Here is a 21,428-nt window from a genome sequence, read left to right as displayed (position 1 = left end):
GGCCGTACTAGTTGCGGTTGAAGCGCAGGCCACCGCCTTCCATCATCTTCTGGCGGAAGTCGGCCAGGGCTTTCTCGCGGGCATCTTTCAGCTCGGCGGGCGTCACTTTCTGAGCCGTAGCAATGGGCTGCACCTCGGCCTCGGGTACGGGCTTTAGGTCCACTTTGGCGGCGCGGTACTGCTCCTGCTCGCTTTCTAGGGCCAGCACCACGCCTTTTTCGGGGGTTAGGTCACGCACCGGGGAGTAGGTGAAGGGCAGGTCGGTGGTGAACCACACGGTGTAGGTTTCCTTCTTGTAGGGCACCGTGGCCTTGCGGCAGGTGTAGCCGGCTATTTTCTTGGTTTGGCCGGTCAGGGACCAACCCATGGGCGCGGCAATGGGGGCGTCGCTGCGGTAGGTGATTGCGGTTTCGTCTTTCTTCACGGTGAGCACCGTGGTGCTGGTGCGGTTGGCCAGGTCGAGGTAGGTGGTTTCCTGCACGGGCCGCGGAATGTTCAATTGCTGCGGCACTCCGCCGCCACCGGGGCCGCCTTCCACGGTGCGCATCACCATGCCGGCGTTTTCGCGCTCCTCTTTGGCTGCGGTGCCGGCGAAGGAAAGCGTCAGGCCGAAGCTGCGCGACTCAGGAATGTCCGTCGGGAAGTCGGGGCTGCCGGGCTTTATCTGCTGGCCGTTGATGATGATGCGGACCTGGCTCAGGTCGACGCGCTGGGTGGCTTCGTAGTTGATGCGGCCGCTGGTTTGGGCCACGGCGGCGCTGGCGGCCAGGAGGCCCAGCGTGAAGGATAGTACCAGGTTTTTTGCAGCGTTTTTCATGGGAGAATGGCGGGTTGAATGGAACGCTGCAAAGCACCGACAATCTTTTGTAAAGTACTGTTATCCTGTGTTAAATAGTGTTAACGGACGAAAATGAGCAGGCAAAGCCCGTATTTTTGTTTGGCCGAAACTCACCCCGGCATTTTCTTATGAAACGCCGCATTCGTTCCATTTTCTGGCTTATGGTGGCGTGCATGCTGGGCATCAACGGCTTTCAGGCCTACTGGCTTTACAACACCTACCAGCTCACGGCCAGCCAGTTTGCCCGCACCGCCCGCGAAGCCCTGTCCAGCGTGGTGCAGCGCCACCAGCTCGACCTGGCCCGGCACTTCGTCGACCGCGACCGCGGCGCCAAAGGCCGCATCATGGTGTTCCAAAACACCGACGACGAAGGGCATGTCAACCGCGTGGTGGTGCAGGGAAAAGACGACGACAGTGCCACCGGCACGCCGCGCAACGTGACCGGCCCGGCGGCCGCCGGAGCCATTGAAATGAACGGTGTGAAGCAAATTCGGGTGTTCCGGCTCGGCTCGCCCCAGCTGGCACTGCCGCGCCGCGCGGCCGGCGCGGCCGATACCATGGTGCGCAAGCTTTCGCGACTGCTCATCAACAACTGGGCCGGCGGCCAGCCCGCCGACCTGCACCAGCTCGCCGCCGCCTACCACCGCGAGTTGCGCCTACGCGGCGCTGATGCTCCCTTGGTGCTCGATACGTTGAGCCTGCCGCTGCGGCAGGCCGGCGCCCGCCCCGCGGCCTTCGACGAACTGCCCGCGCGCCCCGGCTACCGTGTGAAAACCCCGCCGGTGTCGCTCAACCCGTTTCGGGAGCTGTACGTCCGGGCCTCGTTTCAGCCGCCCACGTCCTACATCCTGCGGGAAATGGGCGGGCTGCTGGGCGGCTCGGTGCTGCTGCTGGCGCTCACCACGGGTTGCTTCTGGCTGATGCTGAGCACGATTCTGAAGCAGAAAAAGCTGTCGGACGTCAAGAACGACTTCATCAACAACATGACGCACGAGCTGAAAACGCCGCTGGCCACCGTTTCGGCGGCCGTGGAGGCGCTACAGAACTTCGGCGCCCTCAACGACCCCACCAAGACGCAGACCTACCTCAGCATCTCGCGCAATGAGCTGCAGCGCCTGTCCGATTTGGTGGAGAAAGTCCTGAACATTGCCGTTGATGAGCGCCAACAGCTGGAGCTGAGCCCCGAGCCCGTGCAGCCCGCCGACTTGGTGGCCGAAATCGTAGCCCGCCATCAATTGCAGGCCGCCAAGCCGGTGAAATTCGACGTGCAGGTGGCGCCGGCCGCGGCCGTCAAGTTCGACAGGCTGCACATGGGCAACGTCATCAACAACCTCATCGACAACGCCATCAAGTACTCCAAAGAAGCCGTGACCATCACCATCCGGGGGCGGCAGGAGCCCAGCGGCTGGCACCTCACCGTGGCCGACGACGGCCCGGGCATCGAACCCGGCTACCAGGAAGCCATCTTCGACCGATTCTTTCGCGTGCCCACCGGCAACTTGCACAACGTCAAAGGGTTCGGCCTGGGCTTGTATTACGTGCGGCAGGTGGTGGAGCGCCACGGCGGCCGCATCGGCGTGCGCAGCGGGGTGGGGCGCGGCAGCGAGTTTGCCCTCTGGATTCCGCAAGGTTAGAAAATCACTCCATGCCCACCGTTCTCCTCATCGAAGACGAGCCGTCGCTCGGCCTCATCGTCAAAGACAGCCTGGAAAGCCGCGGCTTCGCGGTGCAGTTTGCGCCCGATGGCGAGGCCGGCCTGCAGCTGTTCCGCCAGCAGTGCCCCGACATTGTGGTGGCCGACGTGATGATGCCCAAGCTCGACGGTTTCTCGCTGGCCGAGCAAATCCGGCGCGAAAACACGGCGGTGCCCATTCTCTTTCTCACGGCCCGGTCGCAGCCGGCCGACGTGGTGCGCGGCTTCGAGCTGGGTGGCAATGACTACCTGAAAAAGCCCTTCAGCATGGACGAGCTGATTGTGCGCATCAAAGCCCAGCTGTTGCGCCAGCCTGCCGCGGCGCCGGCCCCGGTTGGCCTGCTCGCCATCGGCCGCTACCAGTTCGACCATCCCAAGCAAAAGCTCCGTTTCGGCGCCCAGGAGGAAACCCTCACCAACCGCGAAGCCGAGCTGCTCAAACGCCTGTATGACCAGCGCAACCAGGTGCTGGAGCGCAACGCCGTGCTCAAAGAGCTGTGGGGCGACAACTCTTTTTTCAACGGCCGCAGCCTCGACGTGTTCATCACCCGCCTGCGTCGCTGCCTGAAGGAAGACCCGCAGGTGCAGATTGTGAACGTGCGCGGCATTGGCTACAAGCTGATTTTGTAGCAGTTCGACAAGCTCAGCAGGACGTGCTTTTGCCTACGCCCGAACCCTACCGCGTGAGCCCCGGAAACAGCGCCGAGATGGCCGTGGCCAGGAAATTGACCCCAATGGCCAGCGTGATGAAGCCCATGATGCGCGACATGGCCGCCATGCCGGGCTTGCCCAGCACCCGCGTGAGGCGCAGCGAAAACAACAGGATGACGAACGCGCCCAGGGCCACCAGCGCAAAGCCCAGCACGGTCATGGCCTTGTCGACGTAGCTGGGGCGGATGAGGCCGATGCAGATGGCCATGGAGCCCGGCCCCGAGAGCATGGGCATGGCCAGCGGCGTGAAGCTGATGTCGTCCTTATGCTTGCTTTCTTCGAGGGCGTCGGGGCCCACCCGGTCGCGGTTGGCGCCGGGCGTGAGCAGCTCAAACGCCGAGCGCATGAGCAGAATGCCGCCCGCAATGCGCAGGTGCTGAATGTTGATGCCGAAGAAGTTGAGGATGTATTGGCCGCCGAAAAACGCCACGGTGAGCACCATCACCATGTAGATGCAGGCCCGCAGCGCCGTGCGCGCCCGCTCCGAGGCGCGGTCGTCGGCGGTGAGGGTGAGGAACACCGGCATGGCCCCGAAGGGATTGACGATGGAAAACAGGGTGGTGAAGGTGGCGAGCAGAATTTCCATAGGGCGCAAAGGTAGGGGCGGGGCCGAACCGGGCGGAAAAGTACTATTTTGCCGGCTCAACGGCGGCCTGCCGCTTTGCGTAGGCCAGTTTACGCTACTTCGTTCTCCCCACCGCATGATTCCTGACTCCTCCACCGGCGAGCATTCCGCCGGTACTGAAAACGACCGTCCCGTGACCGAAAACCCCATCGTGGGCATCATCATGGGGTCGAAGTCGGACCTGAAAATTATGTCGGCCGCCGCCGAACTGCTGCGCCAGTTCAGCATTCCCTACGACATCACGCTGGTGTCGCCGCACCGCACACCGCACCGCATGGTGGAGTACGCCGAAAGCGCCCGCAAGCGCGGCCTGCGCGTGCTCATCGCCGGCGGGGGCGGGGCGGCCCACCTGCCGGGCATGGTGGCCGCCTTCACCACGCTGCCTGTCATCGGGGTGCCCATCAACAGCACGCTGTCCATTCAGGGGCTCGATTCCATTCTGAGCATGATACAGATGCCGGCCGGTACGCCCGTGGCCACCGTGGGCCTCGACAACGCCGCCAATGCCGCCGTGCTGGCCATTCAGATGCTGGCCCTCAACAACGCCCGCCTGGCCGATGCCTTGGAGAAGTACCGCACCACCCTCAAAGACCGGGTGATGCGCACCATTGAAGAGCTGCGCAAGGGCGGCTTTCAGGACGACCTTTAAGCCCGCCCCGTGCCAAGAGCACGGGGCGTTTGCTTTAGTCCCGCCCGTTTTTCTGCCCTGTTTCCGTATTCCCACCCCGTTGCCCTTCATGCCCATACTTCTCTCCGTACTGCTTACTGCCAGCCACTGGGCCGTTTGGATAATTGGGGGAGCTGCCCTGGTGGCTACCCTGATGCCTCTGCTGCGGCACACCGCCTGGTGGATTCGCGTGTTTGACTTTCCGCGCCTGCAGATTGTGCTGGCCCTGGTGCTGGTGGCCGCGGCCGGCCTGGCCCTGGGCTACGCCAGCGCCGGCCGCTGGCCGCAGCTGTTTTTGCTGGCGCTGGCGGCCGCCACGGTTTACCAGCTGCTGCGCATAATCCCCTACACGCGGCTGGTGCCCAAAGACGTGGCCGATAGCACCCGCACCCACGACCCCCGCACCGAACTCAGCCTGGCGGTGATGAACGTGCTGCAATACAACCGCGAAGGGGCGCTGGCCCTGGCCACCGTGCGCGCCGCCGACCCCGACGTCATCATGGCCGTCGAAACCGATTCGTGGTGGCACGAGCAGCTGCGGCCGCTCGAAGAAACCCATCCGTACACCTGCCATGAGCCCCTCGACAACACCTACGGCCTGCTGTTCTTCTCGCGCCTGCCCCTGAAGGCCTGCCAGATTAAGTACCTGCTCGACGACGACATTCCTTCGCTGCACACCCACGTGCAGCTGCCCGATGGCCAAACCTGGGTGCGTCTCTACGGCCTGCACCCCAAGCCGCCCGCGCCCCAGGAATCGAAAACCAGTACCAAGCGCGACGCTGAGCTGCTGCTGGTGGGCAAGGAGGTGGACCGGCGCGACGAAGCCACCATCGTGTTTGGCGACATGAACGACGTGGCCTGGTCGCACACGTCCGAGCTGTTTCGGCGCGTTTCGGGCCTGCTCGACCCGCGCGTGGGCCGGGGCCTGATGCCCACCTTCCACGCCGACTACCGGCTGCTGCGGTGGCCGCTCGACCACGTGTTTGTGTCGGCGCATTTTCAGGTGGTCGACATGCGCCGCTTGCCCCACGTGGGTTCCGACCACTTTCCCATCTTCGTGCGCCTCAGCTACGAGCCCCGGCACAAAGCTGCGCAGGAAGAAAACGCCGAGCAGGCCGACGCCGACGACCGCGCCGAGGCCGACGAGAAAATTGCCGAAGGCTTCGCCGAAGAGCAGGAAGAGGAAGCAGAAACCGATGCCGTAAAGGCGTAACGCAATTCGACGCTTGCCACAAAAAAAAGCCGCCCTGACAGAGGCGGCTTTTTTTATGGCAACAGGCCGTGGCTATTTGGCCGCGGTGGGCTTTTTCTTGGTCACGAGGTCCACGGTCATGAAATCGGCCGCGGGCACCTGGCGGCCAGCGGCGCCCACATACTGCGGGCGAATCTGCACCATGAGGCGGCGGTTCGCCGCCGTGAAATCGGTAAGGCCGGAGGCAAAAGCGGCCGGCGTACTGCCCGCGAGCTGGGCCGGTTTCACGTTGATGTCGACGTTGATGGGCAGGGTCTCGATGGCGCTGGCTTCGAGCGGGGTGTTGGCGGCCGTAGAGCCGGTGGTCAGCTCCTTGCCGTCGAGCAGCAGCTTGTAGTCGAGCTGCTTGAGCGTCACGTTGGTGGGGCTGGGGTTTTTGGCATACACGCGCATTTTGAGGTGCAGCGGGAGGTTGCCTTTTTGCAGGGCCGTTTGCAGCTGCGCCTGCTGGGGCGATGTTATGTCGGCGGCCTGACGCACAAACAGAATGTCCTGGCCGCCCAGCTTGGCTTCGTCCACGAAGTTGAGGCGGTATTGCATCAGGGTGTAAGCTTCGTTTTCGAGGGCTTCGGCCGAGACGTTTTTGCCGCTGGGCTTGTCTTTCACCTGCTCGCTCACGCTACAGGAATCGAAGGCAACGAGCAGGGCACCAAACGCCAGCGCGCGGGCAGGAAATAGGAGGGAAGAAATTTTCATAAGAAAAAATGGGAGTCGGGACAGAAAGCCGCGCCGAAGCAACAGATTTCGGGGCACTGCGCTGCTTACGCGAAAGAGCAAGCAGGGTTAAAGGTAAAGCTGCGACAACAAAAAAGGCCGGAAGCTGCTGCCTCCGGCCTTTTTCACGGGCTTGTTGAATGGTGTTAAATCCAACAGTCCCTGGAATCTACGGGCTTATTTGCCGTCTACTTCTTCGTAGTCCACGTCGGTCACGTGGTCACCAGCCGGCTGGCCTTGGCCGTTGCCGCCCTGGGCACCGCCGTCGCCGCCGGGGAAGCCCCCGCCGGGCTGGCCGCCCTGGCCGTCAGCGCCACCCGCGGCGTACATCTCCTGCGAGGCGGCCTGCCAGGCGGCGTTGATGGCCTCCATGGCGCTGTCGATGCGGGCGAGGTCCTTGGCTTCGTGGGCCGATTTGAGGTCGGCCAGCGCGCCTTCGATGGCGGTTTTGTTGCCACCGCTCAGCTTCTCACCGTACTCTTTCAGCTGCTTCTCGGTCTGGAAAATCATCGAGTCGGCGGCGTTCATCTTGCCGATGCGCTCGGTTTCGGCTTTGTCAGCGTCGGCGTTGGCGGCGGCTTCGTCGCGCATGCGCTTGATGTCGTCCTCGCTCAGGCCGCTGCTGGCTTCGATGCGGATTTTCTGCTCCTTGCCGGTGCCTTTGTCCTTGGCGGTTACGTTCAGGATGCCGTTGGCGTCGATGTCGAAGATTACCTCAATTTGCGGCACGCCACGGGGTGCGGGCGGGATGCTGTCGAGGTGGAACTTGCCGATGGTGCGGTTCTGGCTGGCCAGCGGACGCTCGCCTTGCAGCACGTGGATTTCTACCGAAGGCTGGTTGTCCGAAGCCGTCGAGAAGGTTTCCGATTTCTTGGTCGGAATGGTCGTGTTCGACTCGATGAGCTTGGTCATTACGCCGCCCATCGTCTCGATGCCGAGCGAAAGGGGAGTCACGTCGAGCAGCAGAACGTCCTTCACTTCGCCGGTCAGCACACCGCCCTGGATGGCAGCACCGATGGCCACTACTTCGTCGGGGTTCACGCCTTTCGAAGGCTTCTTGCCGAAGAACTTCTCCACTTCCTCCTGGATGCGGGGAATGCGGGTCGAGCCACCCACGAGAATAACCTCGTTGATGTCCGAAGTGCTCAGGCCGGCGTCTTGCAGCGCTTTTTTCACCGGGTCCATCGAGCGGCGCACGAGTTCGTCGGCGAGCTGCTCAAACTTGGCGCGGCTCAGTTTCACCACCAGGTGCTTGGGGCCCGAGGCCGTGGCGGTGATGTAGGGCAGGTTGATTTCAGTTTCGGTCGAGCTGGAGAGCTCCACTTTGGCTTTCTCAGCGGCTTCTTTCAGGCGCTGGAGGGCCATGGGGTCTTTGCGCAGGTCGAGGCCTTCGTTTTCGCTGCTGAACTGGTCGGCGAGGAAGTTGATGATAACCTGGTCGAAGTCATCGCCGCCGAGGTGGGTGTCGCCGTTGGTGCTCAGTACTTCAAACACGCCGTCGCCGAGCTCCAGGATGGAGATGTCGAACGTGCCACCGCCGAGGTCGTACACGGCGATTTTCTGGTCTTTGTGCTTCTTGTCGAGGCCGTAGGCCAGGGCGGCGGCGGTGGGCTCGTTGATGATGCGCTTCACGTCGAGCCCGGCGATGGCACCAGCTTCTTTGGTGGCCTGGCGCTGGGCGTCGTTGAAGTAAGCGGGTACCGTGATAACGGCTTCGGTTATGGTCGTGCCAAGGTAATCCTCAGCGGTTTGCTTCATTTTCTGGAGCACCATGGCCGAGATTTCCTGCGGCGTGTAGTTGCGGTCGCCAATCTTCACGGCTACCGTGTTGTTGGGGCCGGCTACGACGTCGTAGGAAACGTGCTTCTGCTCGGCGGTCACCTCGTTGAAGTGGCGGCCCATGAAGCGCTTGATGCTGGAAATCGTATTCTTGGGGTTGGTAACGGCCTGGCGTTTAGCCGGGTCGCCCACTTTGCGCTCGCCCTTGCCCCCGTCGAGGAAAGCGACGATGCTGGGGGTGGTGCGGCGGCCTTCGCTGTTGGGAATTACAACGGGTTCGTTGCCTTCCATTACGGCTACGCACGAGTTGGTGGTGCCGAGGTCAATGCCGATTATTTTGCCCATGAGAGGGGTGTGTTGGTTAAGATGAGGAGAGGAATGTGTCAGGTTCGAGGCAGCTTCGCAGCCGCTGACCGGGGATTACAAGCAACGTACCAGCGTCGATTTGGTGACAGATTGTCACCGATTCGGCCGCCAGGATGGAGGTTATCCGACGCGGTGGCGGGAATTGTTGCGGGAGGCCAGAATTTTCCTGACAAGGGGGCGGAAATGGCGGCTGCTTTATTGTTTCCTGCGCTACTTTAACCGGCAGTTATAAGTGGAGTAATTCAAAACAGATGGCCTCGAACGTTCCAGTAGTAAAGCAAATAGCATGGATTTCAATACTCCCTCAGATGGTAGTGTTGGGATTAATATTGACAGTCTGCTATTTGGCTGGCTTCACAAACCCAGTATTTCCGGCTTTTGGCGGGTATTTGCTACTCGGTTATGTCCTCAGAGCAGTGGTTGCCAGCGACCAGCGGAAAGGAATGCAGTTGGTTAAGAAGCATGACTATGCTGGTGCAATCCCATTTTTTGAATCGAGCTACAAGTTTTTTACCAATAACCCGTGGGTTGATAAATACCGGTATGTCACGTTGCTGAATTCTTCCGCTATGGATTACCGTGAAATGGCTTTGTGCAACATTGCTTTTTGCTACAGCCAAATTGGAGATGGACTAAAAGCCAGAGCGTATTACAAGCAAGTACTAAAAGTGTATCCCAACAATGGCTTGGCGCAAACTGCCCTCAGAATGATGGAATCAGTAGAAAAAGCAGTGGAATAACCACTGTTTCCATTGCCGAGTATCAGCGGCTCAGAAACGCCCGCGTCTGCTGCTCCCAGTCGGCGGGGTAGCGGTGCCAGTAGGGCTCGTGGCCCACGCCGGGGAAGTCGTGGCGGGCTTTGGGGCCGGCGAGGTGGAATTGGTGCCTAGCCCACAGGGACAAGACAGAAGGACGCATACTTGCGTCGTCAGGGGGCAATAACCGTTTTGTTGAATGAGGAGAAGCAAAGATGTATCTCTATCCTACTTATGCGATTTGTAAGTGCGTTTCTCAGTGGCCATCGGCCACCGGGCCGGTGCTCAGGCCCAGGCGCTTCACGAGGGGCCCGATGCTGAGGCCCTGCACAATGATGCTGAAAATAACCACCACGTAGGTGATGCCCACAATCAGGTCGCGGGGCATGGAATCGGGGAGAGAGAGGGCCAGCGCCACGGAGATGCCGCCCCGCAGCCCGCCCCAGGTGAGCACCCGCAGCGTGGCGCGGTCGAACTGGTAGAAGCGGCGCAGCAGGCTAAGGGGCAGGGCCACGGAGGCGAGGCGAGCCAGCAGCACCACCACAATGGCCACGGCGCCCACCAGCAGGGTGGTGCGGCTGATATCAAGCACGAGCATTTCGAGGCCGATGAGCACGAAGAGGACGGCGTTGAGAATCTCGTCAAGGATTTCCCAGAACTTGTCGAGGTAGTCCCGCGTCAGGTCCGACATGCCCAGCTGCCGGCCCTGGTCGCCCACTATCAGCCCGGCCACCACAATGGCCAGCGGGCCCGAGGTGTGCAGCGCCGTGGCCAGCGCCGTGCCGCCCATCACCAGGGCTAGCGTTATCATCACCTCTACCTGGTAGTTGTCGATGCTGCGCAGGGCCCAGAACGTGACGTAGCCCAGCACCGCGCCCAGCACGAGGCCGCCCACTGCCTCCTGCAAAAACAGCTGGCCGATGACGCCCGGCGTGGCCTGCCCGGCCCCGAAGCGGGCAATCTCATACAGGCTCATAAACACCACCACGGCAATGCCGTCGTTGAATAAGGACTCGCCCACGATGCGGATTTCCAGCTTTTTGTCGATGCGGGCCGCTTTGAGGATGCCCAGCACGGCAATGGGGTCGGTGGGGGAGATGAGGGCCCCGAAGAGCAGGCAGTAAATGAAATCGGTGGGCCGGCCAAACAGCGGTAGCAGGTAGTAAAAAACCGTTCCGACCAGGGCCGTGGACAGCAGCGTGCCCACGGTGGCCAGGGCGCCCACCGCAGCGCCCTCGCGGCCGAGGGCCCGCACATCGACGTGAATGGCCCCGGCAAACAGCAGGAAACTCAGCATCACCTGCATGAGAATGGTGTGAAAATCGATGCCCCGCACCAGGTTGCCGGCAGTTACTACCCAGTCTACTCCGAGCTTGCCCAGGCCAATGGCAATCAGGGACGAAACCAGTGCCAGCACCATCAGCCCGATGGTGCCCGGCAGCCCGAGGTATTTGTGGTTGATGAAGCCGAAAACGGCCGCTACCACAATCAGCAGCGCCAGCGTATTGTAGAGTTCCATTGGGATATAACGGGAGGCCTTTTGAAAAAGGTGAAAATAAGCTCGGCAGTGATGCGGTGCCCGACCCAAAGCCGCGGGCATTGGGCATATTTTTTTGAACCTTGCAGCTCGTCTGTATCAGTTGCCGCTATGCCGCTTGCCCTTTCCGCCTATTGCCGTTTGTTGCCGCGTACACCGTTGTATCTGCTGCTTGTTCTGAGCTGGCTGGGTACTTTGGGGGCCGCCCGCGCCCAAACCGCGCCCCCGGCGTCGGCGCCGCGCGACTCGGCCCGGGCCGTGGCCCTCACCACCGACACGCGCACCCTGCGCCAGCTCGACTCGCTGCGCCGCCAAACCACGGCCCGCCTCACGCAGCTGCAGCAGGAGCTGTTGGCCCTGAAAAACGGCCAGAACCGGCCCCGCGAACGGGAGTTGGTGGAGGAGCTGAAAAGCCTGCGCGCCGCCGACTCGTTGCGCCGCGCCGTGGCCCGCCAGCACATCGACTCGCTGAAGCTGCGCGCCCGCGGCTACCCCGTGGTGCCCCATCGCGACACGCTGTTCTTTGTGTATACCAAGCTGGGGCCGTTTTCGCCCCGCGAGCGGGCCAACCTCATTGCCGAGAAAATCCAGCGCCTCGAAGCCGACGTGCGCTACCAGCCCGATTCGCTGCGCCTCTACCCCTCGGAGCAGACCATCGACCTGATGTACGGCCAGCTGGTGGTGCAAAGCATTTCCGACAACGACGCGCTGTGGATGAACACCAGCCGCGACTCGCTGGCCCAGCAGTACCGCGCCCGCATTGCGTACGCCGTGGCGCAGTACCAGCAAAGCCACAGCCTGCTGAATACGCTCAAGGAAGTGGGGCTGGTGCTGCTGGTGCTGGTGGCGTTCTACTTCGTGGTGCGCCTCGTGAACCAGCTGTTTCGCTGGCTGGAGCTGCAGCTCATCACCCGTGAGGAGCGGTGGTTCAAGGGCATCCGCCTGGGCACGTACGAGCTGTTTACGCCCCGGCGCGAGCTCGACGCGGCCCTGCTGCTGGCCAATGTGCTGCGCTGGGTGGTCATCTTCCTGATAATCTACCTGGTGCTGCCGCTGCTGTTCAGCATCTTCCCCGGCACCCAGGACGTGGCCGATACGCTGCTGGGCTACGTCATTGCGCCGCTGCGCCGCATGGGGCTGTCGCTGTGGCACTACCTGCCCAACCTGATTACCATTGTGGTCATCGTCACGGTGTTCCGCTACGTGCTGCGCGGCCTGCACTTTCTGAAGGAGGAAATCCGACTGGGCCAGCTCACCATCGCGGGCTTCTACCCCGACTGGGCCAACCCGACCTACCAGATTGCGCGGGTGCTGGTGTTTGCCTTCCTGCTGGTGGTGATTTTTCCCTACCTGCCGGGCTCCGATTCGCCCATTTTCAAGGGCGTGTCGGTGTTTCTGGGGTTTCTGTTCACGTTTGGCTCGGCGGGGTCGCTGTCCAACATTGTGGCCGGGCTGGTGCTCACCTACATGCGCGCCTACAAGCTCGGCGACCGGGTGAAAATCGGGGACGTGACGGGCGACATCATCGAGAAAAACCTGCTCGTGACGCGCATCCGCACCATCAAAAACGAGGAAATTACCATCCCGAATTCGGCCATCATGAGCTCCTACACCACCAACTACACCAGCGCCGCGCCCACGCTGGGCCTCGTGCTGCACACCACCGTCACCATCGGCTACGACGTGCCCTGGGCGCAGGTGCACCAGCTGCTCATCGCGGCGGCCACGCAGGCCGAGGGCGTGCTGGCCGAGCCCGCGCCCTTCGTGCTCCAAACCAGCCTCGACGATTTCTACGTGAGCTACCAGCTCAACGCCTACACCCGCGAGGCCAGCCGCCAGGCCGTCATCTACTCGCGCATCCACCAGCACATCCAGGACCAGTTCAACGCGGCCGGGGTCGAAATCATGTCGCCCCACTACCGCGCCGCCCGCGACGGCAACCAGACCACCATCCCCGCCGATTACCTGCCGAAGGACTACGCAGCCCCGAAGTTTCGGGTGGAGGGGAAGGAGTAATTTGCTGTAAATGATTTGCGCTACTTGAGGTAGCTTTGACTCGCAGCAATCAGAATTGTTTGTGCAAGCAGGATTGAAAACTACAATCACCAAAGACTATGGATTTCAAGTACGATGTTACTTTATCATTTGCAGGTGAAGACAGAGAATACGTAGAAAGAGTCGCTCATTTTCTCAGTGACAATGGCATAAAAGTTTTCTACGATAAGTTTGAGGAGGCTGATTTGTGGGGCAAGGATTTAGGCGTTCATTTCGACTATGTTTATAGGAAAAGCGCTAGGTACTGCATTCCTTTCATTTCGCAGCATTACAAAAAAAAGATTTGGACAAACCATGAGATTAAAACTGCTATTGCAAGAGCAATAGAAAATCATGAAGAATATATTCTACCTGCAAGATTCGACGATACGGAAATCGACGGCATTAGACCGACAATCGGTTATATCAACCTTAAATCGTACTCACCAGAGGAATTTGCATCATTGGTAATCAAAAAGTTGGGCAAAGAGCCTAACATTCCTTTACCAGAAAAGGAGCAGGAGAACGATGGCAAGATTTATTTAGCTGTCAGAGTTTTAATTAGTGAATATCAAGGTGTTTTTGGCGCTGCTTTGGGTGTTAGCATGATAAATATTGAGAAGGAGCATCGGTATTTTAATGAACCGTATTTCACATTGACACATCCTTTTGAAGGTGCAACCGATACTTTTTACTTATTTGACAAACTCGTCCCCGTTACTTTTCCTGCAAAGCTAGAGTTCGGTCAAGTCGCAAGTGTAGACTATAATCTTAAGCCAAAATCGATTGAGATGTGGGCTTCTTTGCCCGAAGACACGTTGGTACAAGCAGTAGTAACAACAACTGTTGGCGAAAGATATAAGTCGAATCAAGTTCCAGTAAATGATGTACTTAAAGCGTTTAAGTACAATCAACCTTAGCAAATTTGTTAGCGTCCGATATTTTATTACTGAATGCAAGACTGGTGCTGTACCATTGAAATGACGGAAGCAAATCACCTTTTGTGATTTTATAGAATAGCAGTGCTGAAATCATCAGAAGCAATACCCCAAAAAGCCTCTGCCCCCGCCGAGGCTTTTTTGCTGCCCCGGCCCCGGCGCGCCTCCAGATTCGGGCGCAGCCGGCGGGGCGCAACCCATCGAAAGCCCGGCGGATGCCGTAGGTAAGGCCACGCCTCACTCGCCCCGCCCGCTGCATGCTAGAATTTCACCACGCCTTCGACCTGCTCTCGCGTAAGCTCACCGGCTGGATGCAGCAGCTTATTCTGCTGCTGCCCAACCTACTGATTGCCCTGCTGATTCTCGTGACCACGTTTTTCGCGGCGCGGCTGGTGCGGCGAGCGGTGACCAACCTGCTGGGGCGGGTGTCGGGCAGCGGCACGCTCAACAACCTGGTGGTGACGATGTGCTACGTGGGCACGCTGCTCATCGGCACGTTTTTCACGCTGGAGGTGCTGAGCCTCGACAAGACGGTGACCTCGCTGCTGGCCGGCGTGGGCATCATCGGGCTGGCGCTGGGCTTTGCGTTTCAAGATATTGCGGCCAACTTCATCAGCGGCATCATCATCGCCGTGCAGCGGCCCTTCATGGTGGGCGACGTCATTGAAACCGATAAGTATTTCGGCACCATCGAAAGCATCAACCTGCGCACCCTCGACCTGCGGCAGGTGACCGGCGAGCTGGTGCGCGTGCCCAACCGCAAGGTGTTCGAAAGCCCGGTCATCAACTACAGCGTCACCACCCGCCGCCGCGTCGATTTGCCCTGCGGCGTGGCCTACGACTCGGACCTGGAGCAGGTGTGCGCCGTGGCCCTGGCCGCCATGCAGGGCTTCCCCCACCTGCTGCCCGACCGGCCGGTGGAAGTCATGTTCACCGACTTCGGCGACAGCGCCATCAACTTCACCCTGCGCTTCTGGATTCCCTACACCCGGCAGGCCGACTACGTGGGGGCCAAAAGCGAGGCCGTGATGCGCCTCAAGCGGGCGTTCGACGCGGCCGGCATCGTCATTCCGTTCCCCATTCGCACGCTGGACGTGTCGGCGGCGCTGCTGGCGCAGCTGCAGCCGCCACTGCCCTCCGCCAGCCCCCCCGGCACGGTGCCGCGCGACGAGCACTAGGGGCGGAGGCCGCCCGGGTGCGCCCCAAAGCCCGGGCACAACTTTCCCCCGGGCTCGGCAGTACCCACTTGCATATGAACCGACTCCGCGCCCTTTGGCTGAATATAAATGCCAGCTTCTGGTTTGTGCCGACGCTGATGGTGGCCGGGGCCATCCTGCTGGCTTTCGGGCTGGTGCTAGTCGATGTTCGCATCAACCACGACGGGCTCGCCGATTATCCCTTGCTGTTTGGGGCGGGCTCCGATGGCGCGCGCGGCATGCTCACGGCCATTGCCGGCTCCATGATTACGGTGGCGGGCCTTATCTTCTCGCTCACGCTGAGCACGCTGGCCCAGGTGTCGAGCCAATACACGCCGCGGGTGCTGCGCAATTTCATGCGCGACCGCGGCAACCAGTTGGTGCTGGGCTTTTTCGTGAGCATTTTCGTGTACTGCCTCATTGTGCTGCGCACCATTCGGGGCGGCGACGAGGGCCGGTTCATTCCGTCGCTGGCCGTGCTCATGGGGCTGGTGCTGGCCCTGGTGAGCATCGGGGTGCTGATTTTCTTTATTCACCACATTGCCTCTTCCATTCAGGCGTCCAACATCGTGCGCAACGCCGCCGAGGAAACAGAAGCCGCCATTGGCCGCCTTTTTCCGGACGAGCTGGGCCAGCCGGCCGACGAAACCGAAGCCCAGGCCCTGCGCCAGCAGGCCGGCCAGTTGCAGTGGCAATTTGTGCCCGCTCCCGCCAGCGGCTACGTGCAAAGCGTAGACGAAGACGGCCTGCTGGACCTGGCCCGGGAACTGGGCTGCGTGGTGCGCATGGAGCACGGCATGGGCGGCTTTGTGGCCCAGGGCGCAGCCCTGGTGGCGGTGGCGCGTTACGGGGGCGGCGAAATCGGGCTCACCGAAGAGCTGAGGGGCCGTTTCAGCACGCGGTTTGGGCTGGGCAGCCAGCGCACGGTAGAGCAGGATGCCGGCTTTGGGCTGCGCCAGATTGTGGACATTGCGCTCAAGGCGCTCTCGCCGGGCATCAACGACACCACCACGGCCCTTATTTGCGTCGATTACCTCGGCAGCTTGCTGGCCCAGCTGGCCGGCCGCCGGCTGGCCGGGCCCCTGCGCGCCGACGAAGACCGGGTGCGGGTGCTGGCGGTGCGGCCGTCGTTCGGGGATTTTGTGGCCACGGCGTTCGACCAGATTCGCATCAATGCCGACGGCAACGCCGCCGTATACCTGCGCCTGCTCACGGCCCTGGCCACCGTGGGCCAGCGCACCCAGAGCCCCGCCCGCCTGCGGGCGCTGCGCCAGCAGGCCGGGCTGATTGGTGAGGCCGCCCGGCGCACCCTGCACACCCACTACGAGCGGCAGCAAGTGCAGGCGCGCCTGGCCGAAGTGGGCTGATACCCGCGCCCGAAATCGCAGAATGCCCGGTAAACCCTGGCGGGCCTACGGGGCGGGCGGTGCCTCGGGGGCCACGGCGGCGCGGGCCGGGGGCACAGTGCCCGTGCCGGCGGGCCAGCCTTCGCGCTGCTGGCTGCGGTTGCCGTCGGTGGCTTCGGTCTGGTTGTGCAGCAGGAGCTGCTGCGTGGGAAAAGGTAGGTCGATGCCGTGGGCGGTGAGCTTGTTTTTGATGGATTCGAGCACCTTGTCCTGCGCGTCGAGGATGTCGGCCTGCCGGGGCGGGTTCACCCACCAGCGCGCCCGGATGTTGACGGTGCTTTCGGCCAGGTCGATTACCAGGGCCTCGGGGGCGGGGTCCTGCAGCACGCCCTCCACCTCGCGCATGGCTTCGAGGATGAGCTGGCGGGCGCGGGCGATGTCGTCGCCGTAGCCGATGCCCACGTCGTACTGCAGGCGGCGCTTGTCGTAGGCTGTGTTCACGGTCACGGCGTTGGTAAACAGCTCGGCGTTGGGGATGACCACGCGGCGGCCGTCGTAGGTTTTGATGGTGGTGGCGCGGGTCTGAATGAACTCCACCGTGCCCTCAAAGTCCTTGTACTTAATCTGGTCGCCAATGCGAAACGGCTCGGTGAGCAACAGCAGAATGCCGGCCAGGAAGTTCTGAAAAATGTCCTTGAACGCGAAGCCGATGGCAATGCCGCCCACGCCCAGGGCACTCACCAGGCTGGCCGGCGTGAAGCCCGGCAGGATGATGGTGACCGTAACAAGCACCCCCAGAATGAGCGTGGCCACGTAGGCCAGCCGGCTCAGCAGCAGCGGCAGGCTCTGGCTTTCGCGCTTGCCGCGCACTACGCGCTGCACCAGGGCCCGCACGCCCCGGGCCAGCAAGGCAAACAGGACAAACACCACGGCACCAATGGCAATATTGGGCAACGCCGCCATCAGGTCGCGCCCAATCTGATTCATTTTCTGCCACGCAATCGAGAAGTCCATAAGCTGGGGCCCTGCGCGCCGGATGGCCCAACAGCGGCTATCGTAAAGTTTGGCAGGAAGGTAGGCTTTGCTATACCCGTGCCTAAATCAAAAGGTTAGCACCTGGGCCGGCCGTTGCTTCCAAAGCCGGAGGGCCAACGGCGTCCCGGTGCCCGCCAGGCCAGCCCCTGGCCGTTGCCGAAGCCAGTGCCGCGCACCACCACTCGGCCGCGTTGCCGTTTCGGAAGCCGCGGCGCATGCTTGTGACAGCAGCGACAAGAAGGCTACTTTGCCGCTCCCAGAAACCCGCGAATCTGCTGTTCCCAATCGGCGCCGTAGCGCCGCCAGTATGGCTCATGGCCGACGCCGGCGAAGTCGTGGCGGGCTTTGGCCCCGGCCAGGTTGGCGAAAATGGCATCGGTTTCGGCGCGGGTCACGCGCGGGTCGGCGGTGCCCCAGAGCAGGAGGGTGGGCGCATGGATTTGGGTGGCGTAGCGCTCGGCGTTGAGGCCGAAGGCCCAGAAGCCGTTTTGCACGCCGCCCCACAACACCAGTAAGTCGGCCATAGGGAAGCCGGGCACGTGCATGGAGGCGAAGCGGTTGTAGGCCGTTTGGCGCATGTTGCCGTAGGGGCATTCGAGGATGTTGGCGGTGGGACGGATACCGAGCTCGGCCTCGGCGCGGAGGATAGCCACGGCGCCCATGCTGACGCCGTAGAGAATGATGTGGCCCCGCGAAACCTCACCCCCGGCCCCTCTCCCAAGGAGAGGGGAGCCTGACGATTTCGCAAAGAGGTTTTTAAGCCAATTGAAAACGGCAGCCACGTCGTCGGCCTCGCGGTAGCCCACCGTGGTGCGGAAACCGGCGGAATTGCCGTTGCCGGCCTGGTCCACGAGCAGCACGTTGTAGCCCAGGCGGCGGAAGTAGCCGGCCTCGTGGGTGAGGTGCGACTTGCTGCTGGTGTAGCCGTGAAACAGAGCCACGGTGCCGCGTGCTCGGCCGCTGTCGGGCCGGGCATACCAGGCTTCTAGCGGGCCGTTGGGGCTGGCGATGCGCACGGTCTCGACCGGGAAGCCGGGTTTGGGGCCGTTTTGCGGCTTGGGATTGCGGATGCCGGTAAGCAGCAGCCACAGCTTCTGGCCGGGGCCAAGCAGCTCGGGGTTGGGCGAGTGCAGGCCGGGCTCGTTGGAAAAGTGCGTGAAGCGCCAGGCGTGAAAAAAGGCCACGGCGTTCATGGCTGCAAAGCCAATGAGCAGCAGTGCCAGAAGCTGGCGGAGGCGGGAGCGTTTATTCAATTTCGGCTGGCGCCTGCTTATGGTTTTAGTGGCCGACGCGGCGCAAGTTGCGGCGGCTTTTCGCCTTTCACTGCCACCTTTCGGTTTGCCGGGTTCTTGGTGGCTGAGAACTTGGCTTTGAGCTTGCGGGATTCTTCTGGGGTGAGCTCGCGCCATTGACCGGGTGCCAGCTCACCGAGCTCTAGCTCGTCGATGCGGGCACGAACGAGGCGCAGGCAGGGGAGGCCCACGGCGGCGCACATCTTGCGCACCTGCCGGTTCATGCCCTGCGAGATGGTGATGGCCAGCCAACTGGTCGGGATGCTGGCCCGGAAGCGAATGGGCGTGCTGCGCTCCCACAGGTCGGCGGGCTCCGGCATCACCTGGGCCTGGGCTGGCGCGGTAAGGCCGTCTTTAATGCGCACGCCGCGCCGCAGCTGGGCCAACGCTTCTTCGGAAACGGTGCCTTCTACCTGCGCCCAATACGTTTTCGGGACTTTGAATTTGGGGTCGCTCAGACGGTGCTGCAGAGCTTTGTCGTCGGTGAGCAGGAGCAGGCCCTCGCTATCGAAATCGAGCCGGCCCACGGGGTACACGCCCGGTACGGGCACGAAGTCCTTGAGTGTGGCGCGCCCGTGCTCGTCGGTGAACTGGGTAAGGACTTCGTAGGGCTTGTTGACGAGAATGTAGCGCATGGCAACTTGTAGCGTGGGCGCTGCGAGTTCGCGCCTGGCAGGAAATAAATGGGTTTTCAGCAGTCGCGGACTCGCAGCGTCCGCGCTACAATTGACCTTCCCACCAGCGCGAGCTGGGCAGCGTGGTGCCCAAAGTTACGGGCTCGCCCAGGTGCGGCGTGGTAATGGCCTGGCCCAGGCGTGCCGCCTCGGCGGTGGCGCGGGTCACGGGCTCGTTCCAGGCGTGGAGCGACTCGGTGAAGGCGCCCCAGTGCACGGGCAGCATCACGGCGGCGCGCACGTCGCGGGCGGCCTGCACGCTCTGCTCAGGCTTCATGTGGATTTCGGCCCAGCTTTCATTGTATTGCCCGCATTCCACCACGGCCAGGTCGAAGGGGCCGTATTGCTGGCCGATGGCGGCGAAGTGCGGCCCATAGCCCCCGTCGCCGGTGTAGAACACGCGCTTGGTGGGCGCCTGCACCACCCAGGAGCACCACATGGTGGAGTTGCGGTTGGTGAGGCCGCGGCCCGAAAAGTGGCGGCTGGGCGTGCAGTGCAGCAGCAGCCCCGGCAGGGTGGCTTGTTCGCCCCAGTTCATTTCGGTGATGCGCTCGCGGGGCACGCCCCAGGCCCGCAGGTGCGCCCCAATACCCAGCGGCACATAGAATTGCCCCACTTTGTCCTTGATTTTCTCGATGGTTCGGAAATCGAGGTGGTCGTAATGGTCGTGCGAAATGAGCACGGCCGCGATGTAGGGCAGCTTTTCGGGGGTGATGACCAGTTCGCGGTTGTAGCGGTTGGGTGTGGCCCAGCTCACGGGCCCCATTTCCACGCTCAGCATGGGGTCGAGCAGGATGTTCTGGCCCGCGATTTCGAGCAGGCTGGCCGAGTGCCCAAACCAAGTGATGCGCACCACGTCGGGCGTTTTGCGCGTGATGGCCAGCGAGTCGAGGGCTTGCATGGGCAGCGGCCCAGGCGGCGCGGCCTGGGGCGACTTCTGAAACAGAAATTTCCACATCGCCGAGGCCGTACTGCCGCCCGTCATTTCCCGGGTCGGAATCAGGTTCACGAACTCGCCCTTTTTCGCATTGTAATGGCCGGATTTCGCAAACGCCTCTTTTTCCAGCCGCGTGGGCGTGCCACCCAGCTGCGGGCTGAGGTTGGTGAAAGTCACCACGCCAATGAGCAGGGTGCCGAGAATGCCGCCGGTCGTCACAAGGAATTTCTTTACAGATTCACGCATAAGGGGTTGTCAGGGACGCGGGGCGGCTTTGCCGTTGGCCAGCGCCACGATGTCGCGTACTTCGAGCACGGGTTTGGTATAGCCGTAGTCGGCCGCGTTTATCATGGCGCGGCCCACTTCCTGCAGGGTGCTCACGTAGTTGGGCGCCAGCCGCCGGGCCACGGGGTAGAGCCAGGCAATGACGGGGTACCAAGCCAGTAAATTGCGCTGACCAGCCGTAGCTTTCATAAACCCCGGCCGAAACATATAAGCCGCTTTGAAGGGGAGGCGCAACAGCGCATTTTCGGTGCGGCCCTTGATACGGGCCCAATGCTGACGGGAGTTTTCAAAACTATCGGTGCCCGCACCCGAAACATATATAAACGTCAGGTCTGGATTAAGTCGAGCCAGCGTTTGGCCTACTGCTAACGTGAGGTCGTAGGTAATGCGCTCATATTCTCCTTCCAAAACCCCCACCGAGGAAATGCCCGCGCAGAAAAAACAGGCGTTGTAACCCGTCAACTGACTTTCCACAGCGCTTAGGTTGGCTAGGTCAGGCACCAGCAGCTCGGTCATTTTCGAGTGGCTGCGGCCGGTGGGTTTGCGCGTGAGCACCAGCACATGTTCCACGGTGGGGTTTTGCAGGCATTCGAGCAGGACGCCCTCGCCCACCATGCCAGTAGCCCCGGTAATGATGGCTCGTATTTTCATATCAGGAAGTAAAGTAGAAGGGAGGACGTAGCGGGAGCAGTTCTACTTTACGAAATACCTAAAAGAACGGCGTAGAGACGCGACCCTTCGCGTCTCGGTGGGC

20 protein-coding genes are annotated in these 21,428 nt (G+C 61.9%); 9 read left to right on the top strand and 11 right to left on the bottom strand.

Annotation, left to right across the window (positions count from 1 at the left end):
- Positions 1-7: 7 nt before the first annotated feature.
- Positions 8-817: a GLPGLI family protein gene (locus tag MUN81_RS13830; RefSeq protein WP_245111274.1), complete on the bottom strand. Its 810-nt coding sequence runs from the start codon at positions 815-817 to the stop codon at positions 8-10.
- Between the two features lie 149 nt (positions 818-966).
- Here MUN81_RS13830 and MUN81_RS13825 point away from each other — a divergent pair, with 149 nt between their 5' ends.
- Positions 967-2,472 carry a HAMP domain-containing sensor histidine kinase gene (locus MUN81_RS13825; RefSeq protein WP_245111273.1) on the top strand — a complete coding sequence of 502 codons (1,506 nt, stop codon included), beginning with the start codon at positions 967-969 and terminating at the stop codon, positions 2,470-2,472.
- A gap of 11 nt (positions 2,473-2,483) precedes the next feature.
- Positions 2,484-3,161, top strand: coding sequence for a response regulator transcription factor (locus MUN81_RS13820; protein ID WP_245111271.1), 678 nt, complete (start codon positions 2,484-2,486; stop codon positions 3,159-3,161).
- 46 nt (positions 3,162-3,207) lie between these two features.
- Here MUN81_RS13820 and MUN81_RS13815 read toward each other — a convergent pair whose 3' ends face one another.
- The gene (locus MUN81_RS13815; protein WP_245111270.1) at positions 3,208-3,828 is read right to left on the bottom strand and encodes a MarC family protein; all 621 of its coding nucleotides are present in this window, start codon (positions 3,826-3,828) and stop codon (positions 3,208-3,210) included.
- A 202-nt stretch (positions 3,829-4,030) separates the two neighbouring features.
- Here MUN81_RS13815 and purE point away from each other — a divergent pair, with 202 nt between their 5' ends.
- Positions 4,031-4,516 carry a 5-(carboxyamino)imidazole ribonucleotide mutase gene (gene purE / locus MUN81_RS13810; RefSeq protein ID WP_245117395.1) on the top strand — a complete coding sequence of 162 codons (486 nt, stop codon included), beginning with the start codon at positions 4,031-4,033 and terminating at the stop codon, positions 4,514-4,516.
- 88 nt (positions 4,517-4,604) lie between these two features.
- Entirely contained in the window at positions 4,605-5,747 is a 1,143-nt protein-coding gene (locus MUN81_RS13805; protein ID WP_245111268.1) for an endonuclease/exonuclease/phosphatase family protein, read from the top strand.
- A 72-nt stretch (positions 5,748-5,819) separates the two neighbouring features.
- Here the strand turns inward: MUN81_RS13805 and MUN81_RS13800 are convergent, their stop codons facing one another.
- Together MUN81_RS13800 and dnaK are read right to left on the bottom strand one after the other, a co-directional pair.
- A complete protein-coding gene (locus tag MUN81_RS13800; RefSeq protein ID WP_245111266.1) occupies positions 5,820-6,482 on the bottom strand; it encodes a hypothetical protein in 663 nt (220 codons plus the stop codon).
- 195 nt (positions 6,483-6,677) lie between these two features.
- Positions 6,678-8,624, bottom strand: a complete 1,947-nt coding sequence (dnaK, locus tag MUN81_RS13795; RefSeq protein ID WP_245111264.1) for a molecular chaperone DnaK — start codon at positions 8,622-8,624, stop codon at positions 6,678-6,680.
- Between the two features lie 272 nt (positions 8,625-8,896).
- On the opposite strand from dnaK, the gene MUN81_RS13790 reads away from it, so the two are divergent.
- Positions 8,897-9,385: a tetratricopeptide repeat protein gene (locus MUN81_RS13790; RefSeq protein ID WP_245111262.1), complete on the top strand. Its 489-nt coding sequence runs from the start codon at positions 8,897-8,899 to the stop codon at positions 9,383-9,385.
- 22 nt (positions 9,386-9,407) lie between these two features.
- Here MUN81_RS13790 and MUN81_RS13785 read toward each other — a convergent pair whose 3' ends face one another.
- On the bottom strand, positions 9,408-9,563 hold the full coding sequence (locus MUN81_RS13785) for a hypothetical protein (protein ID WP_245111260.1): 156 nt from the start codon (positions 9,561-9,563) through the stop codon (positions 9,408-9,410).
- A gap of 93 nt (positions 9,564-9,656) precedes the next feature.
- Positions 9,657-10,919, bottom strand: coding sequence for a sodium:proton antiporter (locus MUN81_RS13780; RefSeq protein ID WP_245111259.1), 1,263 nt, complete (start codon positions 10,917-10,919; stop codon positions 9,657-9,659).
- Between the two features lie 177 nt (positions 10,920-11,096).
- On the opposite strand from MUN81_RS13780, the gene MUN81_RS13775 reads away from it, so the two are divergent.
- The 4 genes from MUN81_RS13775 to MUN81_RS13760 all read left to right on the top strand — a co-directional run bounded on the left by MUN81_RS13775 (position 11,097) and on the right by MUN81_RS13760 (position 16,472).
- Positions 11,097-12,953: a mechanosensitive ion channel family protein gene (locus MUN81_RS13775; RefSeq protein ID WP_245111257.1), complete on the top strand. Its 1,857-nt coding sequence runs from the start codon at positions 11,097-11,099 to the stop codon at positions 12,951-12,953.
- Between the two features lie 98 nt (positions 12,954-13,051).
- Positions 13,052-13,891, top strand: coding sequence for a TIR domain-containing protein (locus MUN81_RS13770; protein ID WP_245111256.1), 840 nt, complete (start codon positions 13,052-13,054; stop codon positions 13,889-13,891).
- A 275-nt stretch (positions 13,892-14,166) separates the two neighbouring features.
- Entirely contained in the window at positions 14,167-15,087 is a 921-nt protein-coding gene (locus tag MUN81_RS13765) for a mechanosensitive ion channel family protein (RefSeq protein ID WP_245111254.1), read from the top strand.
- A gap of 74 nt (positions 15,088-15,161) precedes the next feature.
- Positions 15,162-16,472 (top strand): DUF2254 domain-containing protein, encoded by a 1,311-nt coding sequence (locus MUN81_RS13760; RefSeq protein WP_245111252.1) that lies wholly within the window; start codon positions 15,162-15,164, stop codon positions 16,470-16,472.
- Between the two features lie 45 nt (positions 16,473-16,517).
- Here the strand turns inward: MUN81_RS13760 and MUN81_RS13755 are convergent, their stop codons facing one another.
- From MUN81_RS13755 to MUN81_RS13735, 5 genes are all read right to left on the bottom strand, one after another.
- Positions 16,518-17,465, bottom strand: coding sequence for a mechanosensitive ion channel family protein (locus MUN81_RS13755; RefSeq protein WP_245111250.1), 948 nt, complete (start codon positions 17,463-17,465; stop codon positions 16,518-16,520).
- Positions 17,466-17,728: 263 nt separating this feature from the next.
- Positions 17,729-18,739: an alpha/beta fold hydrolase gene (locus MUN81_RS13750; RefSeq protein WP_245111248.1), complete on the bottom strand. Its 1,011-nt coding sequence runs from the start codon at positions 18,737-18,739 to the stop codon at positions 17,729-17,731.
- 17 nt (positions 18,740-18,756) lie between these two features.
- Positions 18,757-19,413, bottom strand: coding sequence for a pseudouridine synthase (locus MUN81_RS13745; RefSeq protein ID WP_245111246.1), 657 nt, complete (start codon positions 19,411-19,413; stop codon positions 18,757-18,759).
- Between the two features lie 85 nt (positions 19,414-19,498).
- The gene (locus tag MUN81_RS13740; protein ID WP_245111245.1) at positions 19,499-20,635 is read right to left on the bottom strand and encodes an MBL fold metallo-hydrolase; all 1,137 of its coding nucleotides are present in this window, start codon (positions 20,633-20,635) and stop codon (positions 19,499-19,501) included.
- Positions 20,636-20,644: 9 nt separating this feature from the next.
- Positions 20,645-21,325 carry an NAD-dependent epimerase/dehydratase family protein gene (locus MUN81_RS13735; RefSeq protein WP_245111243.1) on the bottom strand — a complete coding sequence of 227 codons (681 nt, stop codon included), beginning with the start codon at positions 21,323-21,325 and terminating at the stop codon, positions 20,645-20,647.
- Positions 21,326-21,428: the final 103 nt, after the last annotated feature.

The organism is Hymenobacter sp. 5317J-9 (assembly GCF_022921075.1).
Classification (GTDB): Bacteria; Bacteroidota; Bacteroidia; order Cytophagales; family Hymenobacteraceae; genus Hymenobacter.
Note: the sequence above shows the minus strand (reverse complement) of the source record. Positions and strands in the feature narration are given on the sequence as shown.